14 protein-coding genes and 1 pseudogene are annotated in these 12,189 nt (G+C 63.5%); 11 read left to right on the top strand and 4 right to left on the bottom strand.

Going from position 1 to position 12,189, the window contains the following annotated elements; genetic code table 11:
• Positions 1–13: 13 nt before the first annotated feature.
• From P9236_RS08080 to P9236_RS08060, 5 genes and pseudogenes are all read left to right on the top strand, one after another.
• Positions 14–268 (top strand): hypothetical protein, encoded by a 255-nt coding sequence (locus P9236_RS08080; protein ID WP_278074081.1) that lies wholly within the window; start codon positions 14–16, stop codon positions 266–268.
• Between the two features lie 36 nt (positions 269–304).
• Positions 305–855, top strand: a pseudogene (locus tag P9236_RS08075) (RNA 2'-phosphotransferase).
• A complete protein-coding gene (gene purQ / locus P9236_RS08070) occupies positions 852–1,520 on the top strand; it encodes a phosphoribosylformylglycinamidine synthase subunit PurQ (RefSeq protein ID WP_278074080.1) in 669 nt (222 codons plus the stop codon). Before P9236_RS08075 ends, purQ begins: the two are co-directional and overlap by 4 nt.
• A 59-nt stretch (positions 1,521–1,579) precedes the next feature.
• A complete protein-coding gene (locus P9236_RS08065) occupies positions 1,580–1,990 on the top strand; it encodes a hypothetical protein (RefSeq protein WP_278074079.1) in 411 nt (136 codons plus the stop codon).
• A gap of 7 nt (positions 1,991–1,997) precedes the next feature.
• A complete protein-coding gene (locus P9236_RS08060) occupies positions 1,998–2,627 on the top strand; it encodes a Pr6Pr family membrane protein (protein ID WP_278074078.1) in 630 nt (209 codons plus the stop codon).
• A 60-nt stretch (positions 2,628–2,687) separates the two neighbouring features.
• Here P9236_RS08060 and P9236_RS08055 read toward each other — a convergent pair whose 3' ends face one another.
• Complete coding sequence (locus P9236_RS08055) at positions 2,688–2,930, bottom strand: DUF1127 domain-containing protein (RefSeq protein ID WP_278074077.1); 243 nt, start codon at positions 2,928–2,930, stop codon at positions 2,688–2,690.
• Between the two features lie 95 nt (positions 2,931–3,025).
• Here P9236_RS08055 and P9236_RS08050 point away from each other — a divergent pair, with 95 nt between their 5' ends.
• The 6 genes from P9236_RS08050 to P9236_RS08025 all read left to right on the top strand — a co-directional run bounded on the left by P9236_RS08050 (position 3,026) and on the right by P9236_RS08025 (position 9,590).
• A complete protein-coding gene (locus P9236_RS08050; RefSeq protein ID WP_278074076.1) occupies positions 3,026–4,435 on the top strand; it encodes a PLP-dependent aminotransferase family protein in 1,410 nt (469 codons plus the stop codon).
• Positions 4,436–4,577: 142 nt separating this feature from the next.
• Positions 4,578–6,809 (top strand): phosphoribosylformylglycinamidine synthase subunit PurL, encoded by a 2,232-nt coding sequence (gene purL, locus P9236_RS08045; RefSeq protein WP_278074075.1) that lies wholly within the window; start codon positions 4,578–4,580, stop codon positions 6,807–6,809.
• Positions 6,806–7,246, top strand: coding sequence for a hypothetical protein (locus P9236_RS08040; RefSeq protein WP_347405178.1), 441 nt, complete (start codon positions 6,806–6,808; stop codon positions 7,244–7,246). The genes purL and P9236_RS08040 overlap by 4 nt, the downstream gene beginning before the upstream one ends.
• Before the next feature lie 194 nt (positions 7,247–7,440).
• The gene (locus P9236_RS08035; protein ID WP_278074074.1) at positions 7,441–7,674 is read left to right on the top strand and encodes a BolA family transcriptional regulator; all 234 of its coding nucleotides are present in this window, start codon (positions 7,441–7,443) and stop codon (positions 7,672–7,674) included.
• A gap of 147 nt (positions 7,675–7,821) precedes the next feature.
• The gene (gene grxD, locus P9236_RS08030; protein ID WP_278074073.1) at positions 7,822–8,157 is read left to right on the top strand and encodes a Grx4 family monothiol glutaredoxin; all 336 of its coding nucleotides are present in this window, start codon (positions 7,822–7,824) and stop codon (positions 8,155–8,157) included.
• Between the two features lie 188 nt (positions 8,158–8,345).
• On the top strand, positions 8,346–9,590 hold the full coding sequence (locus tag P9236_RS08025) for a multidrug effflux MFS transporter (protein ID WP_278074072.1): 1,245 nt from the start codon (positions 8,346–8,348) through the stop codon (positions 9,588–9,590).
• Between the two features lie 15 nt (positions 9,591–9,605).
• Here P9236_RS08025 and P9236_RS08020 read toward each other — a convergent pair whose 3' ends face one another.
• The 3 genes from P9236_RS08020 to rpsD form a co-directional block, all read right to left on the bottom strand.
• On the bottom strand, positions 9,606–10,433 hold the full coding sequence (locus P9236_RS08020) for an inositol monophosphatase family protein (protein ID WP_278074071.1): 828 nt from the start codon (positions 10,431–10,433) through the stop codon (positions 9,606–9,608).
• Positions 10,423–11,334, bottom strand: a complete 912-nt coding sequence (ttcA, locus tag P9236_RS08015; RefSeq protein ID WP_278074070.1) for a tRNA 2-thiocytidine(32) synthetase TtcA — start codon at positions 11,332–11,334, stop codon at positions 10,423–10,425. The genes P9236_RS08020 and ttcA overlap by 11 nt, the downstream gene beginning before the upstream one ends.
• Positions 11,335–11,441: 107 nt before the next feature.
• Positions 11,442–12,059 carry a 30S ribosomal protein S4 gene (rpsD, locus tag P9236_RS08010; RefSeq protein ID WP_040981269.1) on the bottom strand — a complete coding sequence of 206 codons (618 nt, stop codon included), beginning with the start codon at positions 12,057–12,059 and terminating at the stop codon, positions 11,442–11,444.
• Positions 12,060–12,189: the final 130 nt, after the last annotated feature.

Below are 12,189 nucleotides of genomic sequence, written 5' to 3'. Positions count from 1 at the left end.
GCCGGAGGCGTCAATGCCGGAAGCCACGAACGAATTGATGTTTGAGCTGTTGAAGCGCGTTCATCACGAAATTGGCGAGCTTCGCCAGGATGTGACCGAGACGAAGCGGGAGTTGAACGTGATGCGAGGTCACATGGCGGCCACGCAGAGCGATATTCATAACATTTATGGGATTCTGGGCCGACAAGACGATCGGCTGGAGCGAATAGAAAAGCGCCTGGATCTCCGGGAACTCGCCGAGGCCCAAAAGCCTTTTGAGCCGAAATGACATGCGTTCAGCATGTGGGATTGAACCAGCTTCGCCATGCCGAACGACACCCAGATCTCGAAATTCATGAGCCTCGTGCTGCGGCATGCACCGGAAGAAGGCGGGCTTGTTCTTGACGATAGCGGTTGGGCCGATTTCGGCGCACCTTGTGTGGTGATCCGACAGAAATTCGGTGCATCGGCGGCCGACGTCGAGCGCGTCGTCGCGGAAAATCCGAAGAAGCGGTTCGCGATCGACGGCAATCGCATCCGCGCCGTCCAAGGCCACAGCGTCGACATCGATCTCGGGTTGATGCCAAGCCCTCCGCCGGCGGAGCTCTACCACGGCACGAAGCAAGAATTCCTCCCCGCCATCCTGCGTGAAGGTCTGACCGGCCAATCGCGCCAGCACGTGCATCTATCAATGGATATCGAGACGACACGCGTCGTGGCGCGGCGCCGGAAGGGAAAAGATGTTATCTCCGGGTCGACTCGGCGGCCATGGCCGGGCACGTAATGACATTCTTCCTTTCCGACAATAGTGTCTGGTTGACCAACCAGGTTCCGCCCCGGTATCTGCATCAGATCAGCGAACGGGAACTGCCATGAAATCAGCCGTCGTCCTTCTGCCTGGCCTCAACCGCGACCGCGACATGATCGCCGCGCTGACCAAGATTTCCGGACAGGCGCCAACGACCGTCTGGCAGACCGATACCGAAATTCCCGATGTCGACCTGATCGCAATTCCCGGCGGCTTTTCCTTTGGCGACTATCTGCGCTGCGGCGCGATCGCGGCGCGCATGCCGGTGATGCGGGCGGTGGCGGAAAAGGCCGCCAAGGGCGTCATGGTCATCGGCGTCTGCAACGGCTTCCAGATCCTGGTCGAGGCCGGGCTGCTGCCCGGCGCCCTGATGCGCAACGCCTCGCTGAAGTTCGTCTGTCGCCAGGTGAAGCTCCAGGTCGCCAACGCCAACACCATGTTCACCCGTCGCTACAAGCCCGGTGAGATCATCCGCTCGCCGGTCGCGCATCACGACGGCAATTATTTCGCCGATGCCGAGACGCTGGCGCGCCTCGAAGGCGAAGGCCAGGTGGTGTTCCGCTACGCCGAAGGCACCAATCCCAACGGCTCGATCAACGACATCGCCGGCATCATCAACGACAAGGGCAATGTGCTCGGCCTGATGCCGCATCCGGAGAACCTGATCGAGGCGGCTCATGGCGGCAGCGATGGCCGGGCGCTGTTCGAAGGCGCGCTAGGCATCGCCGCTTGATTCTTTTCAGCCAAATTCCTTCAGAACAATTCTTCGGAACAAGAGGGCCCGGCCTGGCCATGAGAATGACGATTGCTCGCCTTGCTCTCCTGGCCGCCGCCGGCCTTGCGCTGGCCTCTTGCCAATCCGGCTCCAAGACCACGCCGGCGCCCTCAGGCAAGAGCGCCTCGCTGCTTGCCATGGAGCAGGTCGCGATCGCCGCGCATAAATGCTGGATCGCCAGCAAGGACCCGGCCTTCAAAGCCTATCAGATGGCCAATGAGCTGAATTCCTACAGCGGCACTCCGCGCTTCCTGCTGGTGCCCGCCAAGCACTATGGCGGCAAGCCTTTGCTGGTGGTGCAGGCGCAGGGCGATTCCAGCAAGGTCGACGTATTCGGGCCGCTGATGGCCGAGCCGCTTGGCGCGCGCATCGGCTCCGACATCGCCCGCTGGCAGGCCGGCAATCCGTCCTGCACCGCCGCGGCGTGAGCTTGCCATGGGCCGGTTCCTGCAGATAGCGGGACTGGTTATCGGGCTGATAGCGCTCATCCTGCAGTTCGCGATCACCATCCCGGCGTCGATGGCGGCGGGCCGCAGCCTGCTCGGCTCGATCGTCTTCTATTTCAGCTTCTTCACCATCCTGACCAACATCGCCGTGGTGATGGTGCATGCGTCACTACTGTCGCCCACCGGCTATGCCTGGTTTCCCGCCTTCGCCGGCAGGCGCATCCGGACGGGCGTCGCGGTCGCCATAACGCTGGTTTTCATCGTCTACACGACGATGCTCGCGCGCCTTTGGGCGCCGGAAGGGCTGTTCTTCCTCTGCGACGTCCTTTTGCACTATGTGGCGCCGCTGGTCTTCGTCTTGTGGTGGCTGATCGCCGGCGCCGACGGCAGCGCGCGCTGGCGCGATATTTCCTGGTGGATGATCTATCCGCTCGCTTATCTTGCCTATGCGCTGATACGGGCGCCGTTCGCCGGCGAGGTGCCCTACCCATTCCTCGACGTGGCGAAGAACGGCGCGGTTAGCGTCGCCGTCTCGGCGCTGACCATCACCGTACTGTTTCTCGGCCTCAGCTTGCTCGCCGTGCTTGCCGACCACGGCATCGGCCGCCTGCGGAAGTAGCCCGCCTGCCTGTCGAATCGGACACGCAGATCGCCTGAACCCGTTTCCGCGCGACGCGCTTCAGTCCCAGAACGGCCTGATGCCTTCGCGATGGGCGTCGCAACGCGAGACGCCGATATCCTTGAGCTGCTCGTCGGTCATCTCGAGCAGTGCAAGGCGTCCGCGACGCCGCTCCAGCATCCGGCCGATCTGCCTTGCCAGAGAAGCGAGCACAAACACGACGCGGTCGATGAACCTGCGGCGACCCGACGGGCGGCCATGCAATCCGGCACCGCTGTAACGGAATGTATCAATTGTATTCATCTTTCGATCCACCAAACTTATTGATTGTACCCCCAACCGCTCGCAACTTCATATCGATTGACTCATCGCGCGGCGCAATATAGAAAATTGTCACCATGACAAATTGGCTCCCAGACCTGTCTTCCGGCTCCGGCCCTCTGTATCAGCGCCTTGCTGACAGCATTGAGTCAGATATCGACAAGGGCGTCATCGATGCCGGTGCAAAACTGCCGCCGCAGCGCGACCTCGCCTATGACATCGGCACGACGGTCGGCACCATCGGCCGGGCCTATCAGCTGCTGCGCGAACGCGGGCTGGTGAGCGGCGAGGTTGGACGCGGCACCTATGTGCTCGCGCAACGCACGGAGATCCCGAAAGCGGATATCGAGCCCGCTGTCCAAGGCACGCGCGCCATCGATGCGCCGACGGGCAAGCTGCGCTTCGACAGCACCGCGGCACCCGATGTCGGCCAGGGCGCCGTGATCGCGGACTTGCTGGCGCGCACTGCGCAGGAACATCCGCACGACATAGCGAGCTACACCAGGGATTTCCCCGAACGCTGGTACGACGCCGGCAGTCGATGGCTGTCGCGCAACTCCTTCCGCCCCTCGCCCGATTCGATTGTTCCGACACTCGGCACCCATGCCGCCGTGATGGCGGCGATCGCCGCGCTCACCACGCCCGGCGACTATGTCGTCTTCGAGCACCTAACCTATTCGCAGATATCACGCAGCGCCGGGCTGATCGGACGCCGCACCGCGCTGGTGTCGGCGGATGATGGAGGCGTCGACCCCGACGATTTCGAACGCGTCTGTGCGCAGAAACATCCGAAGATGATGTTCGTGATGCCGACGGCGAAGAATCCGACGCTGGTGACGCTGTCGGCGGAGCGGCGCCAGGCGATCGCGCGCATTGCGCACGAGTATAATGTGGTCCTGATCGAGGACGACCTCTATGGCGAGTTGACCGACGATCCGACGCCGCTGCTTGCCGAATATGCCCCGGAGCGCACGATCGTCGCCGGCGGTCTGTCGAAATCGGTCGCGGCCGGTGTGCGCGGCGGTTGGCTCTCCTGTCCGCCCGCCTACCGCCACCGCATCCGCATCGCGCACAAGATGATGACCGGCGGCCTGCCCTTCCTGCTGGCGGAGGTTGGAACGAGGCTGGTGATGTCCGGCCAGGCCAGCGAGATCCGCAAGCGCTGTATTGCCGAGATTCAGGCGCGTCTCCGTGTCGTGCGCGAGACGCTGGCGGGGTTCGACTTCAAGGCACGAGACAATGTGCCCTTTGTCTGGCTGACTTTGCCGGACCCCTGGCTGTCGGGCACCTTCAAGAATGCCTGCCTGGCGCAAGGCGTGCTCATCGACGACGAGGACGAGTTCAAGGCTGGCCGTTCCGAGCAGGTCTTCCACGGCGTCCGCTTCGGCGTGTCGCAGCCGCGGCAGAGCGAGGATGTCGCCCGCGGCGTCGCGGTCATCCGCCGTCTGCTCGACGAAGGCCGGGCCGGCTACGACAGTTTTTCCTGACCCGCCCTGCGCTGCCCGGTCGCGCAGGCGCGAGGCTGCGGTTTTCCGGCGTTTTTCGTCATCCGGTGGGGTGTATCGCGCGAAAGCTTGCGATAAGAGGAGACTCAGAAAATCCCCTCACCACGGATACCAATCGCCGCCCATGACCATTTCCAATTCCGTGCCGATCACCCCCGAGCTCGTCGCAGCGCATGGGCTGAAGCCCGACGAATACCAGCGCATCCTCGACTTGGTCGGACGCGAGCCGAGCTTCACCGAACTCGGCATCTTCTCGGCGATGTGGAACGAGCACTGCTCCTACAAGTCTTCCAAGAAATGGCTCCGCACGCTGCCCACCAGCGGCCCGCAGGTCATCCAGGGACCGGGCGAGAATGCCGGCGTGGTCGACATCGGCGACGGCGACTGCGTCGTCTTCAAGATGGAGAGCCACAACCACCCATCCTACATCGAACCCTATCAGGGAGCCGCGACCGGCGTCGGCGGCATCCTGCGCGACGTTTTCACCATGGGCGCGCGGCCGGTTGCGGCAATGAACGCGCTGCGCTTCGGCGCGCCCGATCATCCCAAGACCCGGCACCTTGTCGCCGGCGTCGTTTCGGGCGTCGGCGGCTACGGCAATTCCTTCGGCGTGCCGACCGTCGGCGGCGAGGTCAATTTCGACCCGCGCTACAACGGCAACATCCTGGTCAATGCGTTTGCGGCCGGCCTCGCCAAGACCAACGCCATCTTCTTGTCGCAGGCCAAGGGCGTCGGCCTGCCGGTCGTCTATCTCGGCGCCAAGACCGGGCGCGACGGCGTCGGCGGCGCCACCATGGCCTCGGCAGAGTTCGACGACAAGATCGAGGAGAAGCGGCCGACCGTCCAGGTCGGCGACCCGTTCACCGAAAAATGCTTGCTGGAGGCCTGCCTGGAACTGATGGCCTCCGGCGCCGTCATCGCCATCCAGGACATGGGTGCGGCAGGCCTCACCTGCTCGGCGGTCGAGATGGGCGCCAAGGGCGATCTCGGCATCGAGCTCGATCTCGACAAGGTGCCGGTGCGCGAGGAGCGCATGAGCGCCTATGAGATGATGCTGTCGGAAAGCCAGGAGCGCATGCTGATGGTGCTGCGCCCCGAGAAGGAAGAGGAGGCCGAGGCGATCTTCCGCAAATGGGGCCTCGACTTCGCCGTCGTCGGCAAGACCACCGACGACCTACGCTTCCGCGTGCTGCACCAGGGCGACGAGGTCGCCAATTTGCCGATCAAGGAACTGGGCGACCAGGCGCCGGAATATGACCGCCCGTGGGTTGAAGCCACGAAGCCCGCGCCGCTCGCGGCCAGCGATGCTCCGAAAGCCGATGTTGCGGACACGTTGCTGAAAATGCTTGGCGGACCGGACCTCTCATCGCGCCGCTGGGTATGGGAGCAGTACGACACGCTGATCCAGGGCAATTCGCTGCAGCTTCCGGGCGGCGATGCCGGCGTGGTGCGCGTCGACGGTCATCCGACCAAGGCGCTCGCCTTCTCCTCGGACGTCACGCCGCGCTATTGCGAGGCCGATCCGTACGAGGGCGGCAAGCAGGCAGTGGCTGAATGCTGGCGCAATCTGACCGCGACCGGCGCCTTGCCGCTTGCCGCCACCGACAACCTGAATTTCGGCAATCCGGAGCGGCCGGAGATCATGGGGCAGTTCGTCGGGGCGATTAAGGGCATCGGCGAGGCCTGCCGCGCGCTTGGCTTCCCCATCGTCTCCGGCAACGTCTCGCTCTACAACGAGACCAACGGCCGCGGCATACTGCCGACGCCGACCATCGGCGGCGTCGGACTGATCGCCGATTGGTCGAAGATGGCCCGTATCGGCTTTGCTGCCGAGGGTCAGATGATCGTGCTGGTCGGTGCGCCGCCGACATGGGGCAGCCATCTCGGCCAGTCCATCTACATGCGCGATATCCACGGCCGCGCCGACGGGCCGCCGCCGCCCGTCGATCTCGCGCATGAAAAGCGCGTCGGCGACCATGTGCGTTCGCTGATCGCTTCCGGCATCGTCACCGCCGCGCATGACGTCTCGGACGGCGGCCTGGCGATAGCGCTGGCTGAAATGGCGATGGCGTCGGGCATCGGCGCCACCATTCCCGGCCTTACCGGCACCGACCCGATCCCGGTCTGGTTCGGCGAGGACCAGGGGCGCTACCTGCTGACGCTGTCGATCGACCCGCAAAGCAGCGAATGGGACAAGATCCGCGAGGAGCAGAGCAGGCTCGGCATCTTCGCGCCTTGGATCGGCACGACCGGCGGTCGTGAATTGAAACTCGGTGAGGCTCGGGCCATACCGGTCAGTGAGTTGACCGCCGCCCACGAGGGCTGGTTCCCGCGCTTCATGGATCAGGCCGTTTGACCAGGCTGGCGGTCCGGGCGCTGCTTGCAGTCGTCTTCTGGCCCTCCCTGTTCTTCTTCTGGTTTCTCGGCCCGTTCGTCTTTCTCTCACTGTCGGCGACCTCGAGCGAGGTCTGTCCGCGGCTTGAAACGCGGGTTGAATTCCTTGCCGCGGCCAACGGCACGATCCCGATGCTGGCCGTTCAGGGCCTCGTCTACGCGGTTCCGATATTGTGCCTGGTCCTCTGGGAGCGGCTTTTGCCGGAGCCGGCTCGAGCCAGGCATATCGCCACTTGCGTCAAGCTCTTCGCCGTCACGATCGTCGTCGCAACGCTTTGGGCGTATGGCTCCTCGCTTTTGTGCGACGGCTACGGCCAGCCGTTTTTCTCTCCGGTCTGGCAGTGGACGAGCTACTTGCCCTGGTCGGTATCGCGATCAACGTTCCGCTCTATGTGCTGACCTTCAGCCTCGGTCGCGCCTATTCGACACGCGAGGACGTGCCCGCCGGCGATGTCCTTCATACGGATCGGACCGTTCCCTGACCCACGGTCATGGATGGAACGGCTTCAATCCGGACCGGAAAGGCTCTACGCTTATCCCGACTCTCATCGTACGGGCTGCACCGCTCCCCGCTCGAAAACAGGATTTTTGTCATGGCAATGGACGCGCGCGACATCGAACGGCTGATCAAGCAAGGCATTCCGGACGCCAAGGTGACGATTCGCGACCTGGCCGGCGACGGCGACCACTACGCGGCCGAGGTGGTGGCCGAAAGCTTCCGCGGCAAAAGCCGGGTGCAGCAGCACCAGATGGTCTATGACGCGCTGAAGGGCAATATGGGCGGCGTGCTGCATGCGCTCGCGCTGCAGACCAGCGTTCCCGACTGAAGCCTGCCCACCAGGCTTGGCCCAAATCGCGCCATCCTTTGCGCCATTCCGCTGGCGTCGCGGCTAACGTCTTGTTTCAGCCAACCTATGGGTTTATTTGATGGACATGCTTCGAGCCTGACTCCCACAGGCGTGAAAGGATTCCCCATGAGTGGCATCAACGACTACATCGACAGTGAAGTGAAGAGCAACGACGTGGTGCTCTTCATGAAGGGCACGCCCGGCTTCCCGCAGTGCGGTTTCTCCGGCCAGGTGGTGCAGATCCTCGACTATGTCGGGGTCGACTATAAAGGCGTGAACGTGCTGACCTCCGCCGAACTGCGCCAGGGCATCAAGGATTATTCCAACTGGCCGACCATCCCGCAGCTCTACGTCAAGGGCGAGTTCGTCGGCGGTTGCGACATCGTGCGAGAGATGTTCCAGGCCGGCGAATTGCAGGATTTCCTGATCGAGAAGGGCGTCAGCGTCAAAGGCGCCGCCTGATTGAACGCCGGCCGGCTGCTCAGCCGGCCAAAGCAATTCCAGGAAAAGTGCGCAGCGGTTTTGCGTCCGGAATTGCGTTGAACAAGACTTCCGGGGCCGCCCCCACCTCGGCATTCCCGAGCAGGGAACAGGACGAACAGATGCGCCGGTCAACCGGCGCACATTCGTTTGAATGATCGGATTTTGCCGTGGACAAGCAGGTAGTGGCGCAGCAATCGGCAAGCAGCTTGCCCATTCCGCGCTGGGAATTCATTGCGCTTTGCGCGGCGCTGATGGCGCTCAACTCTCTGGCCATCGACATCATGCTGCCGGCATTGCAGCAGATCGGCGCCTCTCTCGGCGTCGAGAACGAAAACCACCGCCAATACGTCATCACCGCCTACATCCTAGGCTTCGGCACCGGTCAGCTCTTCTTCGGGCCGATCTCGGACCGTTTCGGCCGCCGCGCGCCGCTGGTCGCCGGCCTGATCATCTATGTCGCGGCTGTGGCTGCTGCTGCGGTCGCTCCAACCTTCGCCATCCTGCTCACCTGCCGTGTCGTGCAAGGCATCGGCGCCGCGGCAACGCGTGTCATCGCCGTTTCGATCGTGCGCGACACCTTCGAGGGTCGTCGCATGGCCGAGGTGATGTCGCTGATCTTCATGGTGTTCATGGCGATCCCGGTCGTCGCGCCCGGCATCGGCCAGTTCATCATGCTCTTCGCCACATGGCACTGGATCTTCGTCACAATGGCCGTCGGCGCGCTGATCGTATCGGCATGGTCGCTGCTACGCCTGCCGGAGACGCTGCATCCTGAATACCGCCGCCCGCTGACGGTCAATGCGGTTGTCGGCGGCTTCCGCATCGTGCTCACCAACCGCATCGCGCTTTGCTATGCCTTCGCCAGCACCTTCATCTTCGGCGCCATGTTCGGCTTCATCAATTCGGCGCAGCAGATCTATCTCGACGTCTTCCATGTCGGCGAGTTGTTCCCTTTGATCTTCGCCGGCGTCGCCGGCGTGCTCGCCTTCTCGAACTTCCTCAACGCGCGGCTCGTCGGCAAGATCGGCATGCGCCGGCTCTCGCAAAGCGCGCTGTTGCTCTTTCTCGCCATCAGCCTGATATGGCTCGTCGTCTCGCTCGAAATGCAGATGCCGCTCTGGCTGTTCATTGCCTTCTTCGCCGGCGCGATGGTGCCGTTCGGCTGCCTTGGCGCGAATTTCAACGCGCTCGCGATGGAGCCGCTCGGCGAGCTCGCCGGCACCGCGTCCTCCATCCTCGGCTTCATGCAAACCTTCCTCGGCGGCCTCCTCGGCACGCTGATCGGCCAGGCCTATAACGGCACGGTCACGCCCTTGGCGGCCGGCTTCTGCAGCGTGTCGGTCGCGGCCCTGCTGATGATCCTGGTCGCCGAGCGCGGACGGCTGTTCCAGCCACACAATCCGCCGGTGTGAGGCGACAGCTTGGGATCAGTCCGCCCAGAGCTCGCGGCGCAACTCGTCCCAGCAGCTCTTGTCCGGCGCGACGAGCAGCCCGCCATCGATATGCGACGGCAGGTAAGGATCGCCATCGATGCGCGCGGCATAGCCGCCGGCCTCCTGATGGATCAGCACGCCCGCAAGGTGATCCCACGGCATCAGCTTGTTGTAGACGACGAAATGCGCGTGGCCGCTCGCCAGCAGCCGGTATTCGTGCGCGGCGCAGCGATAGCCGAACTGCGACAGCGCCTTGGTGTGGTTGCGCGCAAGCCGCGACCTGTCCGGCTCCTTGAGATACTGCCAGGACACGGCACCCGTCATCTCAGAGATCGGCGCCGGCGCGGCGACCCGCACCTTCTCCAGCGCGCCATGCGCGTGGCGGATATGGCTGCCCGCGCCTTTGGCGCCGATCAGCCAGTCCTTTCCGATCGGGTCGTGGATGATGCCGGCAACCGTCTCGCCTTTGATGACGACGCCCAGCATGACGCCGAACAGCGGCACGCCGGAGGCGAAATTGAAGGTGCCGTCAACCGGATCGATGACGAAGGCAAGCTCTGCGTCGCCCAGACCGGAAAGCAAGGCCGGATTGTCCGAGCAGGCCTCCTCGCCGACGATCATCGCCGAGGGATAGCCCTCGCGCAGCCTTGCGGTGATCAGTCTTTCCGCGTTGACGTCCGCTTCGGTCACCAGATCCGCGGCCGAGGTCTTCCGGCGGACATCGCCCTCGCCCAATCGGCGGAAGCGCGGCATGATTTCGGCCCTGGCTGCATCGGCGAGAACGTTGGCCAGCCAATCGATCGCGCGGTCGTCAAATGTCATCGGAAATGTCTTGCCCTGTGATGAGGCGCTGATCGAGCGCGGCGAAGTCGAACAGTTTTCGATCGAGCAGGTGCGAGGGCCGCACATTGGTCATGGCGCGGATCATCGTGTCCTTGCGGCCGGGCATGCGCTTCTCGATGTCATCGAGCATCGCCTTCATGGCATTGCGCTGCAGCCCTTCCTGGCTGCCGCAGAGGTCGCATGGAATGATCGGGAATTTCATCGCGGCGGCGAATTTCTCGAGATCGACCTCGGCGCAATAGGCGAGCGGACGCAGCACCATGACGTCGCCCTCGTCGTTGATCAGCTTGGGCGGCATGGCGGCGAGACGACCGCCATGGAACAGATTCATGAAGAAGGTCTCGAGGATATCCTCGCGGTGGTGGCCGAGCACCAAGGCGGCGCAGCCCTCCTCGCGCGCGATGCGGTAGAGATGGCCGCGCCTCAGCCGCGAGCAGAGCGAGCAATAGGTACTGCCCTCGGGCAGCTTGTCGGTGACCACCGAATAGGTGTCCTGGTACTCGATGCGGTGCGTGATGCCGTTCGCGCTGAGATAGCCCGGCAGGATGTGTTTTGGAAAATTCGGCTGGCCCTGGTCGAGATTGCAGGCAAGCAGTTCGACCGGCAGCAGGCCGCGCCATTTGAGGTCGAGCAGAAGGGCAAGCAGGCCGTAGGAATCCTTGCCGCCCGAGAGCGCCACCAGCCAGCGCTCGCCGGGCTTCACCATGGCGAAATCCTCGATCGCCTGGCGGGTGAGCCTCAAGAGCCGCTTGCGCAGCTTGTTGAACTCGACCGAGGACGGCACGTCGCGAAACAGCGGATGAAATCCGCCCTCTTCCTCTTCGGCGATCGGTTCAAGTGATTTGACGCCAAGTGATTTGGTGCCAGGCAGCATGTTCATGGCGCGTATGCCCCACGGTCTTCGTTACGGCCCGGCTTAACTGACATGATCCACAAAGAAAAGGCCGCCTCGACGGGCGGCCTCGATGGTGTCGCCGATTGGTCGGATCAGCGCGAGTAGAATTCGACGACCAAGTTCGGTTCCATCTGCACGGCGAACGGCACGTCCGACAGGCCCGGAACACGGGCAAAGGTCGCGGTCATCTTGTTGTGGTCGGCCTCGATATAGTCCGGCACGTCGCGCTCGGCGAGCGCAACCGATTCCAGCACGATGACGAGCTGCTTCGACTTCTCGCGCACCTCGATGACATCACCCGGCTTGCAGCGGTACGAACCGATGTTGGTGCGCTTGCCGTTGACGTTGACGTGGCCGTGGTTGACGAACTGGCGGGCGGCGAAGATGGTCGGCACGAACTTGGCGCGATAGACGATCGCGTCGAGGCGCGACTCCAGCAGGCCGATCAGGTTCTCGGAGGTGTCGCCCTTGCGACGGTTGGCCTCTTCGTAGACCTTGCGGAACTGCTTTTCCGAAACATCGCCGTAATGGCCCTTCAGCTTTTGCTTGGCGCGCAGTTGCAGGCCGAAGTCGGAAAGCTTGCCCTTGCGGCGCTGGCCATGCTGGCCGGGGCCGTATTCACGCTTGTTGACCGGGGACTTCGGGCGGCCCCAGATGTTTTCGCCAAGACGGCGGTCGATCTTGTATTTCGCGGATTCGCGCTTGCTCATCGCATTCCCTTTCAAAACAATATACCCGGAACCCCATGGCTCCGGGTGAAGGAAACGCGCCCTCCTCTGGCCTCCGTTTTCGAGGCCTGACAGGGTTTTCCACGCAACGCGACGGAAAACCCACGGGACA

Source organism: Mesorhizobium sp. WSM4884, assembly GCF_029625675.1.
In the GTDB taxonomy this organism is placed as follows: Bacteria; Pseudomonadota; Alphaproteobacteria; order Rhizobiales; family Rhizobiaceae; genus Mesorhizobium.
Note: the sequence above shows the minus strand (reverse complement) of the source record. Positions and strands in the feature narration are given on the sequence as shown.

What these genes read in the sequence shown, in the direction of transcription:
- P9236_RS08060 (WP_278074078.1), top strand. Translation starts at nt 1,998, where the DNA reads ATGGGCCGGTTCCTGCAGATAGCGGGACTGGTTATCGGGCTGATAGCG.
- P9236_RS08035 (WP_278074074.1), top strand. Translation starts at nt 7,441, where the DNA reads ATGGCAATGGACGCGCGCGACATCGAACGGCTGATCAAGCAAGGCATT.
- grxD (WP_278074073.1), top strand. Translation starts at nt 7,822, where the DNA reads ATGAGTGGCATCAACGACTACATCGACAGTGAAGTGAAGAGCAACGAC.
- P9236_RS08020 (WP_278074071.1), bottom strand. Translation starts at nt 10,433, where the DNA reads ATGACATTTGACGACCGCGCGATCGATTGGCTGGCCAACGTTCTCGCC.
- purL (WP_278074075.1), top strand. Translation starts at nt 4,578, where the DNA reads ATGACCATTTCCAATTCCGTGCCGATCACCCCCGAGCTCGTCGCAGCG.
- purQ (WP_278074080.1), top strand. Translation starts at nt 852, where the DNA reads ATGAAATCAGCCGTCGTCCTTCTGCCTGGCCTCAACCGCGACCGCGAC.
- P9236_RS08055 (WP_278074077.1), bottom strand. Translation starts at nt 2,930, where the DNA reads ATGAATACAATTGATACATTCCGTTACAGCGGTGCCGGATTGCATGGC.
- P9236_RS08065 (WP_278074079.1), top strand. Translation starts at nt 1,580, where the DNA reads ATGAGAATGACGATTGCTCGCCTTGCTCTCCTGGCCGCCGCCGGCCTT.
- rpsD (WP_040981269.1), bottom strand. Translation starts at nt 12,059, where the DNA reads ATGAGCAAGCGCGAATCCGCGAAATACAAGATCGACCGCCGTCTTGGC.
- ttcA (WP_278074070.1), bottom strand. Translation starts at nt 11,334, where the DNA reads ATGAACATGCTGCCTGGCACCAAATCACTTGGCGTCAAATCACTTGAA.
- P9236_RS08050 (WP_278074076.1), top strand. Translation starts at nt 3,026, where the DNA reads ATGACAAATTGGCTCCCAGACCTGTCTTCCGGCTCCGGCCCTCTGTAT.
- P9236_RS08080 (WP_278074081.1), top strand. Translation starts at nt 14, where the DNA reads ATGCCGGAAGCCACGAACGAATTGATGTTTGAGCTGTTGAAGCGCGTT.